The sequence below is a fragment of the Fluviicola taffensis DSM 16823 genome, from assembly GCF_943372375.1.
GTDB classification, from domain to species: domain Bacteria; phylum Bacteroidota; class Bacteroidia; order Flavobacteriales_D; family Crocinitomicaceae; genus Fluviicola; species Fluviicola taffensis_A.
In genome coordinates this window covers 67,131-88,156 of sequence record NZ_CALRYJ010000016.1, presented here as the reverse complement: position 1 = coordinate 88,156, position 21,026 = coordinate 67,131, and the positions used below count along the sequence as shown (strand labels likewise).

Below are 21,026 nucleotides of genomic sequence, written 5' to 3'. Positions count from 1 at the left end.
AACCAAGTGGGGGCGCGATTAATCGCGCCCCCACTTTTTTACCCTGTAACAATACTACAGGAAAAACATTACTACAAGAAACGGACCTATGAAAAAGAGATGCATCATCCTGTTTGTGATTCTCTCATGCCAAACCGTTGGATCAATTTATGGGAACCGTTGGACTTGGCTTTCAATTACCTTGTAAGAACGTCAGGCAATAAGTCTTATCCGCCCCAATCGCAATTTTGTTCCGGATCCGAGCAATTGAATTGTAAAGCAGGATCTTCCTTGTCCCTTTCAATCGATTGTTTGAGGAGGAGGATTCGATGTGCTTCAGGATAAGATAGGATTTTGGTTTTTAGAATGCGGTTTATCTCAGCTAATACAACCGGTTTTGGATACATGTAAATACGGTGCTCCATGTCATTGAGTACACTTTGACGAAGAGCTAACAAGTCTTTTTTGAACAGATCACTTTTTTGGATGACTTTGAAAGAAGTTTCCAGAAAAGTATAATTGTTCGTGTCGCCTAGGAGTGAGCCACCTCCATAATCCCATGTTCGTTCAAAAAAGTTGAGCCAACCCGGTTCGTGCATTCCCTGATCTCCTTCAGCCATGATCTTCAAATTCATGAAATCGTCATCCGCTTTTCCTTTGGTATATAAAGCCAATTTTTGTAAGTCGAGGAAGTTGTAGTTCATCACAAACTCGGTACATTCCGCTTCGCAAGAAGAACGCAAAGCAAAGGATTTATTAATGAAGTTCATAGCCTCCATCCCGTTATAACCATCCGGAAATTTTGTCGAAACAGCTTTTTCAATTGCTTGAAACACACTTTTTCCATTGTGATAAACGCGCGCGAAATCAATATCAGTTTGAACGAGTGCCCAATCATTTAGATGAGAGACAAGTAATTCGACGGTTTTTTTTGGTAGAAGCGCATTCAGTTTTTTCAGTTGTGCCGGATTCAGGTCGCGAACAACAGGATTTCGTTTTGGAATCGTATCTTCATTTCCTTCTTCCACTTTAGTTTCGGCAACTTTTGTCTCTGATTTGGTTTTATCCGGATCATCCTTTCTGGAGTTGCCTGAGCAACCCATTGCGATTAAACAAATTGAAAGGAGGAATAACAGCTGTTTCATAGGGAAAAGTAATAATGTCAATCTAAATTACATTATTTTTAAGTTTGATATCATAAAATAATCCTTCGTTCGTTAGAATAGAAATGAAAAGTTTCGCAAAGCACATGAGATTCCTACTTCTTGCATTTGGTTGTGTTCTTTTTGTCATGCCGTCCCATGCGTCGAAAACCTCCGTAAAAAATCCTGATTATTTCATTATTGATTCATGGGTAAGTGGTTTTATAGCCGGTCTTTGTAAAACCAAGGAGAAACGATGGAAAGCAGCCTGGAAGCGTGCAAACCAGAGTGCTAAGAATGATGCGAGGATTTGGGGAGGTCTGTTTGTTTCGGATACGAATTCCAGGTCTGGAAAACGCGCTTTGGAAGTCGGGTCACGTTTTTTTTATCAAGGTCCGCAAACAGGAATAGGTTTTTTTATGTCTCATTTCTACAATACGGTCTTATGTAAAGTGAATACCGTCAGTTATGCAAATGGAAGCACCTTGTTGAATATGAATGTTTCCTGGACGGGAATTTGTTTTGGAAATTACATCCTGGCGAAAAAGAGTAGTGCTCCGGATCCGAATAACCGCATTTTCCAACATGAATACGGCCATTATCTGCAAAGCAAACGAATGGGGTTTGCATACCTGGTTCGGGTTGGTCTTCCCGCAATCATGAGTAAAGGGAATCACGATGAGCATCCGGTGGAGGTGGATTGTAACCGCGAAGGCTTTTTGTATTTCAATGAGATCAATCCGAAGTTTCAAAACGACTCGGCATATTATGACAAGAAAGGATGGGATTTCCTTTACAATCCTTTTCCGGATACGATTGGAATAAAAAAGAAGGTCGGCAGAAATTCGTTCCAATACCTCAATTTTCAGGATTCGTTGGATCGAAGAAAAGTGGATTCATTAAAAGTAAAGGCGAAGTGGTTTGATTATGCCGGTTGGATTGCTTTTCCTGCTCCCGCAATCATTGGAGTAAGTAATGCTTCAAGATACAATCATTCACAAGTGAAGCCGAAAGAAGTTCAACTGAATGCAGCTGATTCATCTCCTTCGGGTGCCACCAAGTGAATCAGATTTTACCTGTTACATCATAAGCGATGTATCCGAATACCTCTTTCAACAATCCATGCCAATCGTTCATGGTGCTTACATCAGGAATGATTAACTCATCGAAAGTATAAGAGCGTTTGGGACCGGTATACAAATCTGTTGAATAGGTATCACAGGCAACTCCCAATTTGTTAAAACAAGCTCTTGCCCTGCGCATGTGTTTTCCGGAAGTGACCAAAAGTATCGCTTTCGAATCCGGGAATAAACGATCAATGATCTTTTTCGATTCTACGGCATTTTCGTAAGTGTTTTTAGATTTCGTTTCGGTAATGATTACATGTTCCGGAATTCCCCAGTGAACCAATGTTTCCTTTAATTGGGAAGCTTCATGAAGTCCTTTGTCGATAATATACCCATGATCGCCGGTGATTAGTATCCGATCGATCTTTCCGGATTTATAAAGGGAGATTGTTTGCCAGATCCGATCGATTCCTCTTCTGGCACTGAGAACTTTCAAATCGTTATTGTATTCTGCCATTCCGGTTAGTACAACTGCCACATCGTAGTGCCCGACTTCGGAAGGCGGTGTTCCGAAAACTTCCCATTGTCTGCAAAATTCCTTGAATACAAAGGTGTTGCTGAAGAATAGAGCAATGAAGATGGCACTATACTTCGCACGTTTTGCACGGAGACTTTTCTTGGAGAAAAAAGCAAAGTACAAAGCAATCAGTAACCAAGTGAATGGACTAATAGTAAAGAGCAATATTTTTGAAAGAATGAAAAACATCGTTTTTTCTAATAATGAGGATGGTCAAAAGTAAAAAAAAAGCCCCGACATTTATCGTCGGGGCTCCTAAAACTAGTTGTTTTTATTATCGGATCAGATGAACAAATGTTTGTCCTTCGATCACTTTATCTCCTTTAATGCTCGTGATTTTGTATGTCACGAAATAAACACCATCTTCAGCCATTACTCCGTTTATTTTTCCATCCCATTTCGGATTCAATCCTGAACCTTGGTAAATTGGATTTCCCCAACGGTTTACAACCTGAAAGTTAACATCTGAATAGTTTGTTACAATGAATTCAAAGAAGTCATTTTCTCCATCACTATTAGGTGTAAAGATATTCGGAATGTTGAAAATCGGTTCCGGATAACTACATGACCCATCATTTGCTACTGCAGTAGGATCGTAGTTGATCGCCAATGGATCAGTACATCCACAAGTTTGCACAGACACACTTACATAAGTAGTATCCGAACAGTTACTTGCATCGTAAGCAACCAACATGATTTGAGCATTACCTGAATACGTATGGTTTTGTGTATTCATGTCATTTACATTGATTACAGTACCATCACCGAAATCCCATAGATAATGTGTCGAGTTTTGACTGTTGTTTTCAAATGCAACATCAAAAGGAGCACAACCTGCTAATGGATTTGCACTGATCATTGCAACCGGTGGATTCTTTATATTAATCTGAACACTATCAGAATCCGTACAAACATCATCTGTTACCGTAAAGTAGTACCATCCCGGAGAGCGGTTTGTCCAAACTGTCGAGTTGATGAAACTTGGGTTTGTAGCCCCAGGTCCGTGCCAATTGTAAATAGGTTGACCAAGTACAGTCGTTTGTCCCGAAACATATGCTACAACTGCTCCGTCGGTTAAACAAGAACTTGCATCATAAGGAACCAGGGAATCGATGTTCAGCAATTTATTGACGACGAGTATCACACTGTCCTGCCTGTTGAATCCACATCCGTCCGTTATGGTTACATGATAGGTAATCGAATCGTGTTCAGCACCGCCCGTAGACAAGATGTATGGATTATTCGTACTTGTTGGGATGTCTGTCCAGTTTACTGAATACGGAGGAATAGCTCCTGCGATATTGGTTACCTGAACCGATGGGTTTGTTGTTGGACAGTAAGAATAGGCATAATCTTGCAAGTTGTAATTCAAAATATCGTTATACAAATGAATTGTTACAGGAAGAGAAGTACATTGGTAGTTTCCTGCTGTATCATATACATCACATGTAAATGTTGAATCACCGTATGGAACAACCCAATAGTTAGTTGTGTCACCCATTCCGTTACTCCAATCCAATACAGCAGTTGCTCCACAAGGTGCACCGGATGCATTGATAAAGATGTTATCCAATCCCCAGTTGTCACAACAAGAACCGGAAGAGTTCGGTTGGTTCCAACGGAACATCGTATTTGTTGTTTGAGCTCCTGCAGGAATATTTACACTAAAGGTACTCCAAGAAGTAAATGCAGTAGCACCAAATGCGACACTTGTTGAACTTGTTGAAATCGTGGTTGTCGTTGTTCCATCGGGAACATAATAATAGATTGTAATCCAGGTAGCACCGCCATCCGTACTGTATTGCAATGCAACACCCTCATCCATTTCATCCGGACCTTCACACGGAACAGAACCTCCCTGAACAGCATAAACCATATCGAAGGTAATAAATCCACCACAGCTGATATCAAAACCTGCTGTAGTAATATTTGGTACTCCAACAGCTGTTGATGCCCAGTAGTAAGGAGTTCCTGTAGGGTTTGCTCCACAAGGTGCACTGAATGTGGTTGCTCCCGCAGCGCTCCAGCCCGGAGGCAATGCAGAACCGTTGAAGTTGAATGACTGGTTACTATTGATCAGGTTGGCAACTGCCACAACATGAACAGAATCTCCTGGACAAATTGTCGTATCGGAAGGTGTAATCGTAATCGAACAAAGGTTTGTTTGAGCCTTAGCACTAAATGATCCGATCAACGCGATGAAAAGAGTAATTATTAAATGCTTCATGGCTTAAAAGTTTATAATTAGGTTTTCAATAGCAATAGCAATCGGTTTCCACGAAAGCTTGTTGTTCGGGTTGTAAGTCAATACGGAAGTCGGACAGTTTCCGGAGTCATATTTCCCTTCAACCGTTTGATTAGCTGGTATTTCAACTAATTTTCTAGCCTCCTGACTGTTTCCGCAGTTCACACAACCTTCGTTGTAATGTGCAGCTAAGTTGTAAATCAACTTGACAGGCTTATTATTCGTATTTTCTAATTTTACTAGAACGAATGTAAGCGGTTGTTGACCCTCAGTAACGGTTGCTTTCTCTTCCTTCAGGTAAAATTTAACTCCTTTTACTTCTTTGTAGAAAGTCCATTCGGGTGTAATTGATTCGACAGGCAATCTTTCTTGCGAAAACGCGTTGTTTACGCAAAGAATTAACCCAACAAAAAATAATGTTAGTTTAACTAGAACATTTATTTTCTTCATAGTATAAAATTTGATTCTTCTTTACTTAAACGAATGATTTAATTCAATCGTTGCATGAAGGTATACATATTTTGAAAAAAAGGATGTTTTAATCCTTACTTCATGATTAAAACATAATGAATTAAGGTAGTATTGTTAGAAGTTTAAAAAAACAAATAGAAATAACACAATATATAATAGTTCAACTAGTTAAGTTGGCTAGGCAAGATTCAATTGTCTGAAAATCAAAATTGAATTGTTGGCTGGTCAGATTTTCGGGAAGCACATACCGACTCTTTAAAATTAATTCGGTTTCTGTACCAAGAATCAGTGCGCCTAATTTCAACATCCAAATGGGTTGGTTAATGAAATAGGGAGTATGGAGACTTTTCCGAAATGCCGTTTGAAAATCGGTGTTTCTAACAGGGTTTGGAGCGCCTAAATTATAGATACCGGAAGATTGCTTGTTTTCAAAAAGGAAAAAGACCGCTTTGCAAAAATCGTGAATATGGATCCAACTGATGAATTGATTTCCCGGTCCCATTTTTCCACCTAATCCCATGCGGGTCAATCGTTTTAGAACAGGATAAACGCCTCCGCTTTTTCCCAGGACAATGGTTGAGCGCAAAAGAATCTGCCTGGTTGGCAAATCTTTAAACGCGAAAAATTGTTTTTCCCAAGCCCTGCAGACATTGACTGAAAATCCTTCTCCAATGATTCCATCCTTCTCTGTATTTGGATTCTCTAATGAATGGGTATAGATTGTAGCACTTGCACTATTTATCCAACACGCAGGTTTGTGTTTACAATCTTGAATTGCTTCACCGATAATCCGTGTGCTGTCTAAACGGGATGCAAATATTTCGGCTTTGTTTTTTGTGGTGTACCTGCAATTAACGGATTTTCCGGCAAGATTGATAACCAGATCAGCTCCTTCCAGTTCATTGACCCATTTTCCTTTCGTTTTTCCATCCCAAATAACTTGTTTCATTGAATTTGGTAGGTTGGAAATGTGATTTCGGGAAACAGCCACGATTTGAAAGTTGAGATGATACCGGTTGATATATTCAATAATGGATTCTCCAATAAATCCATTTGCCGCGAAGAGAATGATTTTTTTCATGATTCAGGTTTTAAATTTGGAATACGAAAGGATAAATCAGGATTCTGAATACGACCCAACTGAGAGTGAGTTTCCAGGTCCATTCTTTTAACTGAATACGTCGTTTGTGTTCCAGGAACATAAACAGGATGGTTATCCCGTAGAACACCACGGCTAGAAACTCAGTCTGAATTCCGAACAGATTCAGGAGTTGAAGTCCGGCGCCAAAGAAAACAAGTAATAATGCACCAAGAAAAGAGGTGAAGACCAGGTGTCCCAGATAATTATAGCTGTTTTTTTGACGGAATAATGCAAATGCTCCCCATTGGAATCCGATCTGTGCCATTAATAAAATCAGATCGTTTGGTGTATTGATAAGCATGTAGTGACTGAGAAAATGTTCAAAGTACCAAGTGACAATCAAATAAGTGAAGAAGCTGAGGCTTGCTATAAAGACAGTTCTCCAGAGAATGGATTTTGGAGGCTCACAGGCACATTCGACGGTTCTTTTTTTGACAGGGGCAAAAATTCTCCGATTGTAACTAAAAAACAGGTAGAGAAATTTCAGCAGGAGGTTGATGGGTTTGAAATTTCCAAGTATACGGATCAGTTTGAACCGATTTCCCAGAACGAGTAACAATCCGTCAATTCCATAATAAACCTGATTTGTTTGATGATCAATACAGGCAATTTTTGTTTGGGCGATGTCTGCATTCACTTTAGTAGGATGCAAAACCACATACTTATTGTAAGAAATTCGTCCGTCTGTGTCCAGAATTCCGTATTTGACGAATAGGCGGGTATACCATCTGCACAGTGGGCAATCTTCGTCGTAAAGGAGTGAAATAGTTTCCATGATATTTTTATTTATGATTAGTTCAAAAGTTTCAATATATTTTGAAAATTAAATTCAAAAAAAAGGAACTACTTCCTTCTATTTGAATAAATTGAGTATTTTTCCAAAGAACACATGTTCATCTGCTTTCATTAAAGTGCTGGAAAGGGAATCCAATCTGGTGACTAATCGTTCGATGTTTTCAATCGTTGCAACGAAAGAAATGGATTCGTAGGATTGCTCCACTTTTTTGAGTTCTGCCAAATGCTGTTGTAGTGGTTCCAGTTCTCTTCGTTTGCGTTCTTTTACGATGCGTTTTGCAACTTCCCACATGTCTTTTTCCGCCCGGAAATATTCTTTGCGATCACCTGGAATACTCTCTTTGTAAATCAGGTTCCAATTGGCTAATTCCCGGATATTCATGTTTGCATTTCCTCTCGAGATGGAAAGCTTTACCATGATTTCTTCCGTACAAAGCGGACAGTCACTTACAATCAGCAAAGCGTGAACCTGAGCCATTGAACGGTTAATTCCCCACTGAGTACCAAAGTTTCCCCAGGTTTGTATGAATTGCTGTTTCGCTTGTTCGAGTTCCATGAATCAAATATAATCAATATTTTCAATAATAATTGAAAACTGGTATTTAATTCTTCAAAATGCTCACATGCTGTTGTTTACCGTTTTGAGTTACCTGTAACTGATAGCTTCCTGAAGCCAATTCACTTAGCGAAATACTAGTTGAATTCAAATGATCCATAGTGAAAAGCAATCTTCCGTCCGGAGAATACAGCTTTAAATGCGCTTCTCCGGCAAGGGTGATTTGAATCTGGTCTGTTGTTGGATTGGGAAATACGCTGATATTCAATAAGTCTAGGTCCGTTATTCCAAGTGTTCCATTAATGATACCGATTGCCTCCAGGTCAAATCCACCGGATTCAAATGGAGTGGGGTAAGGATCGTTTACAATCATTCCGAATTGGTCCGTTGTTACATGATCTCCTGAAACAGCTCCGATGGCATCAATGACACGCACAAACTTCACGGCATACTTGTTCAAATCCGAATCGTTTGGAAGTTCAGCCAGATCAAAAGGAGTTGCATAGCCCAAGCGGTATTTTCCTGCAAGGTTGTTGATCATTCTGCAATCGGTGAAAGAGGCATTGGAGGATTGTGCGTCTAATGGAACTTCTGTCGTGGATGGAAAACGGAAGAAATGAATTCCATCTGAACTGACTTCTACATGTGCCATTTCAATGTAATTATCCATAAATCCGTTTTCAAAAATGGCAAAATCATATCCGGGACCATCCAGGATAAATTGATCGAAACTTAAAGTAGCGATTCCACTATCTCCCAATGAGAGAACATCTGTAACGGATCCTGTTGCCGGACCGATTGCTAAATTGACGTTCCCAAAGCTTGCCCTATTGGAACCACTTGCGATAATTGTTGTGTCTGAAATATTCAGAAAACCTCTCGTTACCGTTCCTCCGGTTGCCCAGGCAATGAAGCAGGAACTGTCTTTTTTAATGGCATTTGAGTTAGGATCTCCGGGAGCAGGATGAAAGCTTTGAGCCTGCAACAAGCCGGGAATCAATATGCAGATGAAAAGTAATTTAGTCATAGATTAAAATGTTCGTTGGGTTTAATCCCACGTTATAACTTGTTTCAAATATTCCGTTTGGAGAAAATACGTGGACCTGACCGGTAACCGTATAATTTTTGGCATCCAGACAATAGATCCGATTGGTGATATCGGAATAGTAAACACCATATAAGGTCTGGATTCCGGAAGTAGGAATGTATTCCGGATAAATGATCGATTCTGTATTTGGATCAAAAAGGGCAATTTTATTATCTCCCGAGCTGAAATCGTGATACGAGATCAGGAAATTGGTATTGAATCGCGAAATACTGCTTGCGTCAAACGAAAAGGATTGTGCCACTGTATTGGTATTTGGATTGATGCGATGCATTCGGGAAGGAATTCCGGCATAATCTCCCCTGGAAATCACATAGACATCTCCATTTGAATCTGTTTGAACTGCTCCCGGATTTTTTCCAACTGGTATGCGGGTGATTTCCTGGTAACTCCCCAAATCAATAACGGAAACCGTACTGTCGACATTCGGAAAATTCAATCCTCCCGAATTTGCAACAAATAATTTTCCGTTACTCACGGCAAGTCCTTCCGGGTTGGCACCCACCTGGATCCGGTTAGTGATGCTTAATGAAGCGGTATCCAGAACGTCAACATATCCATCATAGCAAGTAATGTAGGCTTTTGAACCATTGAAAGCGATGTAACGAGGCTGTTTCGGAGTGCCATTGGCAATCATGGAAATTTGACTGATACTGTTTCCTGTTCTGGCATCCAATATTTCGACCGTACTGGAAACATTCACGATGATATAGATCTTTCCACCGTATCTTTTCATGTCATTTCCAGTATCTCCTAATGAGCGATTTGTTTTTTGCTCAAAGAAGTTCGCCGTATAGGAATTGTCAGAAAAATTGAACCAACCCAGTGTTGCGTTATTTTGCTGAAAAAGCCCTTCATTCAGCACAAGTATTCCATGTTGAAGTGTTTGAGGAGCTTCAGGTTCTGTCACCTTTTTCTTTTTACAAGAAAGAGCGAGAAGTGCAATCAACAGTATCGGAAGTATTTTATAGTGCATATTGAAGTCGTATATTAAAATGAGTTCCCGGCATGACGAAGTAATTGATATAACTGTATTGCCTGTTGGTGATGTTATTGATGGTGAATCGAAGAGTCAGTTCGCTTTTTTTCAATTGTTGGGTATAAGAAGCCCCTGCGTCTAACAACAAATACCCTGCGAGCAAATTGGAAGGGATATTCTGATTCAAGGCATAGCGCTCACCTAGATAAGATGTCAGGACAAAGAAGCTCAATTTCTTCCAGGAATAATCCAGTTCCAAACTTCCCGAATGAAGGGGAGAGTAACTAAGAATGTTTCGATAGGTCAGACTTTTCGGATCACTGATGTCGCGTGTGTATTGAAAGGTATAATTGATCCGTGCTCCAAGTGTGTGATTGCGTAGTTTCTTTTGAATGAATTGGGTAAACTCAATACCCATCGCGTCTGATTTTCCAATGTTTTGAATACTCCAGATAAATAAGTTTTTCGTTGGAATGGCAAGAATCTTATCGTAAACGTAAGAATAGAAAGGTTGAATCATGGTTTGTGAAATTCCCTGTTTGAAAGGTAGAATCAATTCATAGCGCAAAGATGCGATGTGGGCCTTTTCAGTCCGGAGTTTGGTATTGCCGATCTGTTGGTAATACAACTCGTTAAAAGTGGGTTGACGGCAAGTATAGCGATAAACGAGTCCGATCTTATTCTTACTTCCTAAATCAAAACTCCAGGAAACGGCAGGTAACAAATTCCACTGTCTGGTCGTTGATGTATCTCGTTTTTCGAAAATGCCCTGAGCTCCCAGTTGAGCCAAAATTTTCCCAACGGCTTTCCATTCGATTCCTATAATACTTTCGGAAGTGTTTCTGGATGGATTTCCAACCAGGTATTTTCCTTTCAATGATTCTGAAATAATGGAACTTCCAACAAGGATATCCAGTTTTTCAGTAATGGAATAAGCTGCTTGTGATTGAAAATCGAGTTGTCCGGAATAATAACGTGAGTCGAGATAACCTTGTGAATTCAGATAGGTTGAATCCAGGTACTGTAGGTTGTTTTTTTGATAGTTTACGGAGGAAAACACGTTCCATTTGTTCTTCCTGAATTGATGATTAAATGAACCATTCAGTCCGTAACCGTTTAAATATTGAGCTGCATTGCTGTTGTAAAAAACTACTGCACCTGCTAAGTTTTTTTTGTACTCATTTCCTGAGATACGCAATTGAAACCGATGATGTTGGTTGGGTGAAAATTGAATGGATCCGGTTCCGAAATACTCCAGTAAACTGTTATTTTTTCTTCGATCTTGAATAGATGTATTGCCATTCAGATAAGTGTATGGGTAAGAACCACCGTAAGACCGGATCTTTCCTGTTAAAGTTCCTGCCCATCTTTTCGCTCTTTTTTGCAGCATCAGGTATCCTTCGTATTGATCAAAAGAACCTGCTTGCACACCAAAAATGAGGTTTCGCTTATTGGTTCCAACGTACGAATGAACGGATTCCACATTGACAACCACACCGGCAAGTTTTGCATGAATCGGAATCTGGGGGCGGGTAGGGGAAAGTGTGACAAGTTCCAGTCGTTCTATGAAATCAACCGGAAATGAACTTAAATCTGCCTGACCACTTTGAGTGGTGGAAACGGACGAATAATCTTGTACTAATGCGGTATGTCCGGCGCCAAGACTTCGAAAACTCACGGTTTTTAATCCACCGACATCTCCGTAATTCTTGATTTGAAGTCCGGGAAGCAAACTCAAGATTTGTCCAAGGTCGTTGGCCAATTTGTTTTGGATTTTGTCCTTCGACAATTCGATCTGAATACTGTTTTCCTTATCGTTTCGAGGTGATATCACGATTTCTTCAATGGGTTTAACCTCTTGCCCAAAAACCGGACAAGAGGCTAAAATCAAAAGGGTTGGTATGGAAAATCGTAGAATCAATTAGATCTTACTGATGCGTGTACGCGCAATTCCTTTGGAAGAACTTGTTTCCACGATGTATGTTCCGGATTGAACAGTGTTCAAATCAATTTCCTGTATTCCATTGGTTGTTTGGGTTAAGATCAATTCTCCGGATAATCCGTAAACTGTGATTTGTCCGCTTTCGGATTTCACTGTGAATTTACCGTTGGTTGGATTTGGATAAACTTCCTGGCTTGCAAGACTTAATTCGTTAACAGAAGCTACTCCGTAAACAAGATTGTCCAATGCAAAATAAGCTGGAGTATTCATACCGAAACCTCCTACATCAGTCGATTGCAATTCAAATTCCAGGAATTGAATTTCACCAAGCGAAGCCAAATTGACAGTTTCCCATGTGTTTACGATGTAATCTTGTGTGCTGTCAGCAAATCGGTAATCTGCCAGGTAGAAAATCACGGTATCTGTAGTGATGCTTTGAGCATCTTTTCCAATGATCAATAAACGGAACCAATCTTCTCCGTTCGTACCATCCGGGTTTCCTTGTGCATTATTCGGAGAACCGAATACTTTTCCGAAAGCATCTCCATCTTGCATGGAAAGAGCAGCATACGTTGTATTAGTCAGTTGAACACTGGTTAAAACTTTTTCCGATCCGAAATCAATTCCAGTTCCACCGTAGTTGACAGCATAATTTTGGCTTGAGTTTCCTCCGGTTCCGGTGAAGGCTGAAAAGTCATTCGTGTAACCTGCGGTTGTAACATCTGTGGTGTTGGAGTAAATAAATCCACCTGACCAATAATCGTATTGGAAATCGTACGTGTTTTCAAAATAAACACCACCGGAAGTAAAGCCTAGTGTGGAATCGGAACCATCCCAATAGGTGTTGGGAGCCAGAGTTAAGTCGTCAAAAGTGACAATAGTTTGTGCTTGTGTGAATTGGATGCAGAACACACTAACTGCGAGTAACATTTTTTTCATTGCCTTAAGCATTTAAAAGTGAATAAATAAAAGCAAATGAAAAAATCAGAAATAAGAACAAACTGAGGGAAACCTCCCTCATTTCGAACTCGACTTTAATCTGAAGTCTTCATTCAATATATGTTCAAGGCAGGTATTCTGACTTCTCTCCGGTTACTTCTCCTTCCCATCAGTCGATTGACCAACAGTGGATTTAATGAAGACCGTTTGATAAGAGTTACAGCTGCAGATACAGTCTCGGATTCACACCGAATTCCCTATTATCGTTTTGTAAATTTTACAATCGAACCTAAAACAGGTGCAAAGGTAGCCATTTATTTTTATTGGAGATTAGATTGTTTAATAGTTCAATAGTTTCGAATAACGAACACTCGATTGAACCCTGTTGAAACACTAAATTGAACTCTTTCAACCTTCTTCACATTCACCTTTTAATAAGTTTCAATTTCTAATTCGAAAAAAAGATTATTTTTGCAACGCTTAAATAAATGAACAAATGGCAGGAACTACCAGTTTTAACGATATTAAACGTCAATTTAAAGAGAATAAGAGACTTCGTTTAATCACTTTCGCAGTGGTTGGATTGATTGTTGGTATTCTTGGATACATTCTTTACAAACAATTAATTTACGCTCCGAACAACCAGAAAGCAAACGAAGGTTACTACAGAGGGTTGAATTTGGCAGCAAAAGATTCAGTAGATGCAGCAATCACTGAATTGGAGCCTTTCGTTAAGAAAAACGACGGATATCAAGGTGGAGAAGTTGCTGAATTTACCTTGGCTCGTCAGTATATGGCTAAAGGTGATTTCAAAAAAGCTTTGAAATTATTGGAAGGTGTAAAATTGAAAGATACTTACGGTCCTGCATTATGTCTTGGTTTACAAGGTGACTGCTACAGTGAAATGGGTAAATACAAAGACGCTATGGATTTGTATGTTGATGCTGCTGATGCAAACGAAAATGAATGGACAACACCAACTTATTTGTTCAAAGCAGCTCAGGTAGCTGAAGAAATCAAGGATTACGCAAAAGCGAAAGAACTTTACGAAAGAATTAATCAGGATTACTACATGTTCGGTCAACAAAAAACGATTGACAAATACATTGCCAGAGTATCCAATAAATAATTAGAAAACGTGGCTACAAGTTTAAAAAACTTATCAGCGTTCGATCAAGATACAATTCCAAACGGTGCCGATTTTTCAATCGGCATTGTTGTTTCTGAATGGAACGGTCATATCACCTCCAAGCTGTTGGAAGGAGCAATGGAAACACTTCTAAGTTCAGGAGTGAAGGAATCAAATATTCATATCAAACAAGTTCCCGGAGCATTTGAATTGCCTCTTGGAGCACAGTGGTTGGCTCAAGACGAGAAAATCGACGGAGTGATTGCTATTGGAGTTGTGATTCAGGGAGAAACCAGACATTTTGATTTTGTTTGTTCCGGAACAACCCAGGGAATTGTAGACATTACTTTAAAATACAACAAGCCGGTCGGATTTTGTTTATTGACAGATAATACGGAACAGCAATCCATTGACCGAGCTGGCGGAAAACACGGGAATAAAGGTGTGGAAGCAGCAGTGACGGTATTGAGAATGATAGAACTTAAAAGAAAATTATGAATTAAAAATTCAAAATTCAAAAGGGAGGTGATTTTTCATTAGAAGTTAAATTCCCGTTTTTGCATTTTGCATTTTGCATTTTTACTTTGATATGACATTAATCAAATCTATTTCAGGGATCAGAGGAACGATTGGAGGAGCTCCGGGAGATAACCTGACGCCCATTGATGCTGTTCAGTTCGCTGCAGCTTACGGAACTTGGTTGAAATCAGTTTCAAATACAGATAAGTTGAAAGTGATTGTTGGTAGAGATGCCCGACTTTCAGGTGAACTAATTTCAACACTGGTCATCCAAACCTTGGTTGGATTGGGAATCGAAGTCATTGATCTAGGACTGTCTACAACACCGACTGTTGAAATGGCTGTTCCTTATCACCAAGCAAACGGTGGTATTATCCTGACTGCCTCCCATAATCCGAAACAATGGAATGCATTGAAGTTGTTGAATAGCAAGGGAGAGTTCATTTCCGGAGCTGAAGGGGAATTGTTATTGAAAATTGCAATGGATGGAAGCTTCGTATTTGCTGAAGTGGATGATCTGGGGAAAGTAACGAAAGATACGGACGCAATCGAAAGACACATCGAAGCTATCTGCGCACTTTCGGATGTGGATATTCCTGCAATCAAACAGGCGAATTTCAAAGTGGTGGTTGATGCGGTGAATTCCACCGGTGGAATTTCGGTTCCTCAACTGCTTCGTAGACTTGGTGTGACTGACATCACTGAAATGTATTGTGACCCGACCGGACATTTTCCACACAATCCGGAACCGTTAAAAGAACATTTGGTTGAATTATCAGCACGCGTTGTTTCAGAAGGTGCTCATTTGGGAATCACAGTTGACCCGGATGTGGATCGTTTGGCATTGGTAAATGAGGACGGATCGATGTTTGGAGAAGAATATACCTTGGTTGCCGTTTCCGAATACATTCTTTCCAAAAGAAAGGGAGCTACCGTTTCCAATCTGAGTTCCACAAGAGCTTTGCGGGATATTACGGAAGAAGTTGGATGTACGTATCATGCTTCGGCAGTTGGCGAGGTGAATGTGGTGGTGAAAATGAAAGAAACCAACGCAGTTATCGGAGGAGAAGGAAATGGTGGGATCATCTATCCGGAATTACACTACGGAAGAGATTCTTTGGTTGGAATTGCTTTGTTTCTGTCTCATTTGGCACATAAAAAGATGCCTATGACAGTTCTTCGGGCTTCTTATCCGAATTATGAAATGGCGAAGAAGAAAATCGATTTGACTCCGGGAATTGACGTAGATGCTATTTTGGAAAAAATGGCAAAACGTTATGAAAATGAAGAGATGGATACGGTTGACGGAGTGAAGATTTACATCGGCAAAGAGTGGGTTCATCTGCGAAAAAGTAATACAGAACCGATTATCCGCGTTTATACAGAAAGTAAGGATGCTTCTGCAGCGTCGGATTTGGCAGACCGAATTATAGGAGAAATTAAAGAATTGATCTGATATAATTTACCGCAAAGAAGCAGAGGTCGCAAAGTTAGATTAACAAGCCTTTGCGCTCTTTCACTCTTAGCGGTTAAAAAAATACTAATTGATAATCAAAAAGTTATGCTCGTTTTGAGCATAACTTTTTCTTTTTGTTAAAATTCGATTGAACGAAAAGCCTGTTGAGTAGTACTAGATGGAAATTGATTCCTATGAAAAAAGTAGTTGTTCTCTTATTGGTAGTTCTCCCAAGTTTTCTTTCACTTGCTGCCAATGACAAAGAGATTATAAAATCTTCCATCAGTGAAGTAACCGTTTATACTAACGGTGCACAAATCTATCGCAAAGCAAATTTCAATGTGAAACCCGGAATTACAGAGTTGATTATTGAAGGAGTAAGTCCCAATATCGACCCGAAGAGTTTGCAGGTAAAAGCATTTGGTAACGTAGTTTTGATCGATTCGAAATACCAGATCTACTATCCGGAACCTGAAAAACCTAAATTGGAAGGTCTTCCTTTAAAGATCCGGAAGGATATCAACCTGCTTCAGGACTCCATCAATAACCAATTGTTCGACATCAAGGAAATTCAGGATGAAATTGATGTATTGAATACTTCCAAAACCATTTTATCAAATAATGGAGCAATTCGCGGACAAGGAAAAGTGAATGATTCTATTCAACTTTTGAAACAAGCAATGGAGTATTATCAATTGAAAATGAATGAGATAAATAAGAAGTTGCAAGTTCTGAATAAGCGAATGAAAGCAAAGAATGGAGCATTAACGGATATGAACAATCGGATGAGTGATCTTCAGAATTACCAATCATCCAATACTCCAAAAGTTCCTACAGGTCCGATCCATCGAATTATTGTGACATTGCAGTCAAAAGAGTTTGTTGCGGGTCGACTGGCAATTTCCTATTTGGCTTCCGGAGCTTCCTGGGTTCCATCATACGATATCCGCAGTGAAATCACTTCCGGTAAGGTGAACTTGGCCTATAAAGCAAATATTCAGCAAAATACAGGTGAATCCTGGAATGATGTACAATTAACTTTGTCAACGAATGATCCCTATCAGAATAAGATCAAACCGGATTTACACCCTTGGTATGTTGATTATTACAATTTTGGAGCGATAAATGGACGGATGAATTCGTACGGTTTGACAGCAGCACCTTCGGTGCAATATGAAAAGAAAGCACTTGCTGATTCCGAATCTATGGAAATAGAAGGGGAAACTGCTGCAAATTTCACTACGGTAATCAACCGGGTGCTGTCTGCGGAATATAAAATTGATTTGCCTTATACGATTGAGAGTAATGATGAAAGTCATTTGGTTTTGGTTCGCAATCTGGATTTGACGGCAAATTACCGTTATTACACCGTTCCTAAAATTGACCCGGGAGTTTTCCTGGTTGCTGAAGTACTTAAATTGGAAGATCTGCAATTGGTTCCGGCTACTGCAAATATCTTTTTCGACGGAACATATATCGGAGAAACATACATCGATCCGACTGCAATGAATGATACCTTGAAATTGAGCCTTGGAAAGGATCCGAACATTGTTGCTAAGCGTATTCTTTTGAAAAAGGATTATAAGGAGAAAGTTGTTGGAAACGATATTGAACGCACATACGCTTACGAAATTTCAATTAAAAATCTGAAAGCGAACACCATAGAATTGGTTATTGAAGATCAGATTCCTGTAACCAGTAATGGAGAAATCGTTATAGAAGCGATCAACACGGATAAAGCAAATTATGATAAAACGACAGGTAAACTAACTTGGACGGTCAATTTGAAAACCAAAGCCGCGGATAAATTTACCTACTCGTTTAAGATTAAGTATCCGAAAGATCGAAATGTTATCCTTCAATAATTGTTTTGTAGTTTGACCCAAATAAATATTGGAGTTCCAATATTTAAAGACAATCCCTCAGTTTGCCGGCTGGGGGATTTTTTTGTTAGAAAAGTTCAAAGTAGATGAATTAAGCAATAGTTTGAAACCTTTAAACTTTTTGATCCTTTTTGAACTTGGCTATAGCATCGGGATCATACGAAAAGAAGATGTTTGCCCAAATGATTTTGGACAATGCATACAAATAAGGGCTCAGAAAAATGGAAAGTCCTGAAATCGCCGCAATTTGGGCAAAGACATTGGCATTCGGAAAAAACAAATTGATAGTCACCCAGCAGGTAACGAACAAAGCTACTCCCAAAGCATAAGAGACATACATGGCGCCATAGTAAAAGCCAATCTCTTTTTCGTACTTCAAGCCACAGCTTGGACAATATTTGTAGGTTTTACCAATGTTTTTCATGGAGTAAGGGTGGGAAAGAAAGAATTCACCCTCCTGACATCTGGGACATTTCATCTTGAAAATACTGTTCAGTCTTGACCCTTTACCAATTAACATATTCATTTATTTAACGCAATACAAAGTTAGTGAGACTGGTTAGAACAAAATGTGACTTGAGTCACCTTTTAATTTTATTTTTTTTATAAAAACTATTTTTTTGAAACCTTTTACTGCTTCTTGCGTTAAAGAATGTAACGGATCAATTATTAACATCTACAGGTTAAGGGAAAGAGGCTAAGTGCAGTTGCATTTGGCCTTTTTCTTTTGTTAATTATTTAGGCTGTTCTATAAGAATGAGTAAATTGGGAGTGCTAAAAACATGAAAATGAAAAAAACTCTCCTTTTTTGTTCCATATTTCTTGGATCATTTATTTCCTACAGTCAGCATTTCCAATTAGAATCGGAAAATGCCAAGTCGATTAAGTTTCAGTTTGATTTTGAAGAAAAAGCCTTCGAATACAAAGAAATTAATGGACAAACCACAATCGATTTCTCCAAAACAGTTAAAATTCTTTCTCAGGAAAAGGGTGCTCCGGCTCTTCCACTGTTTCATGAAACGATTCAACTTCCTGAAAAAGGAAACCCGGAAATTGAAATCACCTTTGATCAGATTACCATTTTTGAAAATGTATTGGTTGCTCCATCCAAAGGAGTGATCAAGCGAAATGTGGAACCAAGCTCGGTTGCATATGTCTTCGGATCCGTATATAATAGTAATGCATTTTATCCAGGTCAGGTTGCGAGTTTAAAAACCCCGTTTATCTGGAGGTCAATGCGTGCGGTAGTTGTAGAGGTTTCTCCTTATCAATACAATCCGGTCACAAAGCAATTAATCGTTTATCAAGGGATTCACATAGATGTAAAAACAAACACGGAATTAGTTGGGATCAATGAATTGTACGGACAAACGGATCCGGTGATGAAATCGATTCAACAGAAAACGGTTTTGAACCCAACGATTGAAAAATATGCACCAGTTGAAGAAAGCGGAAGTATGCTGGTGATTGCTTCTCCAACTTTAATGGAAGAGATTCAGCCTTTGGTTGATTGGAAAAATCAAAAAGGAATTCGATCACAATTGGTTTCAACGGCAACAACTGGTGTCACGGATACAGATATTCACACCTATATTCAAAACTATTATACTTCGCATCCGGAATTGATTTATGTCTTGCTGGTTGGAGATGATGAAGATATACCTGCTCATACTTATGGAATGTCAGGAGGAGAAAATTTGTTCTCTGATTCTTATTACGGTCAAATGACAGGTGGAGATTATTATCCTGAATTGTTCGTTGGACGCTTTTCCGGCACGGAGTCAAATGTGACAACTATGGTAAGTCGGACATTGGAATATGAAAAGAATCCGTTTGCAGGTGACTGGATGGAAAAGGCGATTGGTTTAGGGTCGAATGAAGGCGATGGAATTGGCGATGATGGTGAACCGGATTGGCAGCATTTGAGAAATATCCGTACAGTTTTGATGGGATATGGTTATTCGGAAGTGTCTGAATTTTATGATGGTTCACACGGTGGAGAAGATGCTGCCGGAAGTCCGAATTCGGGAATTATTTTACCGGTTGTGAATAGTGGAATAGGTTTGTTCAATTACACAGGACATGGTGATGTGAATTTGTGTGTTACCGGAAACTTTCAAAGTTCACATATCAATCAAGCTACAAACAACGGAAAGTATCCTTTTGTGATTTCTGTTGCGTGTAATAACGGTACATTTACTTCCGGGACAACTTGTATCTCTGAAGCCTGGACAAGAGCAACTCAAAATGGAACTCCTTCCGGAGCAATCGGAGCAGCAGGTTCCTCCATTCTGATGGCTTGGGCACAACCGATGCAGACACAAGATGAAATGGCAGAAATCATTGCCGAAACATACTCGGATAATCATAAAACTACGCTTGGAGGATTGTTTTACAATTCTCAGATGTCGATGTTGGAAGAATATCCGGCTGGAAGTGGGATTGAAGTGATGCAAACGTGGGTTTTATTTGGTGATCCTTCTGCACAATTCAGAAACAAGCAAACGTTGCCCATTACGGTTACACATACCGGAAATGTACCGATGAATACGACTTCCATTACAGCCACTTGTGATGTGGACGGAGCTTTGGTGGCGGTTTCCCAAAATAATGTATTGTTGGGCTCTGCTATTGCTTCAGGTGGACAAGCTGTGATTACCTTTCCAACTTTGACAACGAACGATTATTTGGTTGTTACAGCTACCAAGCAGAATTATGCGACTTATCAACATGCTGTTCAGGTTGGAAATGGACCTTTGGGGGTAAATGAATTGGAACTGGCGTTTGAGGTGTATCCAAATCCTGCAACTAACGAATTGAACTTGGTGGTATCCAATGGAAGTGCAGAATCGATTCGAATGATTGGTTTGGATGGAAAAGTGGTTCTTGCAAAACAGTTTTTGAATGGAACTCAGGAAACAATCAATATTTCTTCGCTGAAAGCAGGGTCTTATATTGTGGAGATTATTTCGGGAACACAGAATGTGCGTAAGAATATCCAGATTTTACATTAAGCCCTCGAAACTCTAGACAAAACATGAAAACATGATATCATGTTTTCGTTATATAACGATATCATGCTTGAAATAGAATTAGAATCA

18 protein-coding genes and 1 riboswitch are annotated in these 21,026 nt (G+C 39.5%); of the genes, 6 read left to right on the top strand and 12 right to left on the bottom strand.

The features are described 5' to 3' along the window. Positions 1-206: 206 nt before the first annotated feature. Positions 207-1,124 (bottom strand): hypothetical protein, encoded by a 918-nt coding sequence (locus tag AAG807_RS17960; RefSeq protein WP_341906962.1) that lies wholly within the window; start codon positions 1,122-1,124, stop codon positions 207-209. 104 nt (positions 1,125-1,228) lie between these two features. Between AAG807_RS17960 and AAG807_RS17955 the strand changes: the two genes are divergently transcribed. Continuing rightward, positions 1,229-2,185, top strand: a complete 957-nt coding sequence (locus tag AAG807_RS17955; RefSeq protein ID WP_341906959.1) for a hypothetical protein — start codon at positions 1,229-1,231, stop codon at positions 2,183-2,185. A gap of 1 nt (position 2,186) precedes the next feature. Here AAG807_RS17955 and AAG807_RS17950 read toward each other — a convergent pair whose 3' ends face one another. The 10 genes from AAG807_RS17950 to AAG807_RS17905 all read right to left on the bottom strand — a co-directional run bounded on the left by AAG807_RS17950 (position 2,187) and on the right by AAG807_RS17905 (position 12,938). Next, entirely contained in the window at positions 2,187-2,954 is a 768-nt protein-coding gene (locus AAG807_RS17950; protein ID WP_341906957.1) for a YdcF family protein, read from the bottom strand. Between the two features lie 85 nt (positions 2,955-3,039). After that, positions 3,040-4,992, bottom strand: a complete 1,953-nt coding sequence (locus AAG807_RS17945) for a gliding motility-associated C-terminal domain-containing protein (protein ID WP_341906953.1) — start codon at positions 4,990-4,992, stop codon at positions 3,040-3,042. Positions 4,993-4,995: 3 nt separating this feature from the next. Beyond that, positions 4,996-5,460: a hypothetical protein gene (locus AAG807_RS17940; RefSeq protein ID WP_341906950.1), complete on the bottom strand. Its 465-nt coding sequence runs from the start codon at positions 5,458-5,460 to the stop codon at positions 4,996-4,998. A 181-nt stretch (positions 5,461-5,641) separates the two neighbouring features. Further along, on the bottom strand, positions 5,642-6,562 hold the full coding sequence (locus tag AAG807_RS17935; RefSeq protein ID WP_341906948.1) for a TIGR01777 family oxidoreductase: 921 nt from the start codon (positions 6,560-6,562) through the stop codon (positions 5,642-5,644). 10 nt (positions 6,563-6,572) lie between these two features. Next, on the bottom strand, positions 6,573-7,397 hold the full coding sequence (locus AAG807_RS17930; protein WP_341906945.1) for a DCC1-like thiol-disulfide oxidoreductase family protein: 825 nt from the start codon (positions 7,395-7,397) through the stop codon (positions 6,573-6,575). 78 nt (positions 7,398-7,475) lie between these two features. Continuing rightward, complete coding sequence (locus AAG807_RS17925) at positions 7,476-7,973, bottom strand: transcriptional regulator (protein WP_341906942.1); 498 nt, start codon at positions 7,971-7,973, stop codon at positions 7,476-7,478. A 46-nt stretch (positions 7,974-8,019) separates the two neighbouring features. Further along, on the bottom strand, positions 8,020-9,000 hold the full coding sequence (locus tag AAG807_RS17920; RefSeq protein ID WP_341906939.1) for a T9SS type A sorting domain-containing protein: 981 nt from the start codon (positions 8,998-9,000) through the stop codon (positions 8,020-8,022). Continuing rightward, positions 8,993-9,988, bottom strand: coding sequence for a YncE family protein (locus tag AAG807_RS17915; protein WP_341906936.1), 996 nt, complete (start codon positions 9,986-9,988; stop codon positions 8,993-8,995). The genes AAG807_RS17920 and AAG807_RS17915 overlap by 8 nt, the downstream gene beginning before the upstream one ends. Before the next feature lie 55 nt (positions 9,989-10,043). Further along, entirely contained in the window at positions 10,044-11,891 is a 1,848-nt protein-coding gene (locus tag AAG807_RS17910) for a TonB-dependent receptor plug domain-containing protein (RefSeq protein WP_341906933.1), read from the bottom strand. 87 nt (positions 11,892-11,978) lie between these two features. Beyond that, positions 11,979-12,938: a DUF4465 domain-containing protein gene (locus tag AAG807_RS17905; RefSeq protein ID WP_341906929.1), complete on the bottom strand. Its 960-nt coding sequence runs from the start codon at positions 12,936-12,938 to the stop codon at positions 11,979-11,981. Positions 12,939-13,048: 110 nt separating this feature from the next. Continuing rightward, positions 13,049-13,246: riboswitch (cobalamin riboswitch) on the bottom strand. A gap of 188 nt (positions 13,247-13,434) precedes the next feature. On the opposite strand from AAG807_RS17905, the gene AAG807_RS17900 reads away from it, so the two are divergent. The 4 genes from AAG807_RS17900 to AAG807_RS17885 all read left to right on the top strand — a co-directional run bounded on the left by AAG807_RS17900 (position 13,435) and on the right by AAG807_RS17885 (position 17,907). Next, positions 13,435-14,067, top strand: coding sequence for a tetratricopeptide repeat protein (locus AAG807_RS17900; protein WP_341906927.1), 633 nt, complete (start codon positions 13,435-13,437; stop codon positions 14,065-14,067). Between the two features lie 9 nt (positions 14,068-14,076). Beyond that, positions 14,077-14,565: a 6,7-dimethyl-8-ribityllumazine synthase gene (ribH, locus tag AAG807_RS17895; protein WP_341906924.1), complete on the top strand. Its 489-nt coding sequence runs from the start codon at positions 14,077-14,079 to the stop codon at positions 14,563-14,565. Positions 14,566-14,656: 91 nt separating this feature from the next. Then, positions 14,657-16,042, top strand: a complete 1,386-nt coding sequence (glmM, locus tag AAG807_RS17890; protein WP_341906921.1) for a phosphoglucosamine mutase — start codon at positions 14,657-14,659, stop codon at positions 16,040-16,042. A 194-nt stretch (positions 16,043-16,236) separates the two neighbouring features. Then, complete coding sequence (locus tag AAG807_RS17885) at positions 16,237-17,907, top strand: DUF4139 domain-containing protein (RefSeq protein WP_341906918.1); 1,671 nt, start codon at positions 16,237-16,239, stop codon at positions 17,905-17,907. Between the two features lie 130 nt (positions 17,908-18,037). Here the strand turns inward: AAG807_RS17885 and AAG807_RS17880 are convergent, their stop codons facing one another. Then, on the bottom strand, positions 18,038-18,349 hold the full coding sequence (locus tag AAG807_RS17880) for a DUF983 domain-containing protein (protein WP_341906916.1): 312 nt from the start codon (positions 18,347-18,349) through the stop codon (positions 18,038-18,040). 364 nt (positions 18,350-18,713) lie between these two features. On the opposite strand from AAG807_RS17880, the gene AAG807_RS17875 reads away from it, so the two are divergent. Further along, positions 18,714-20,939, top strand: coding sequence for a C25 family cysteine peptidase (locus AAG807_RS17875; RefSeq protein WP_341906913.1), 2,226 nt, complete (start codon positions 18,714-18,716; stop codon positions 20,937-20,939). Positions 20,940-21,026 lie beyond the last annotated feature (87 nt).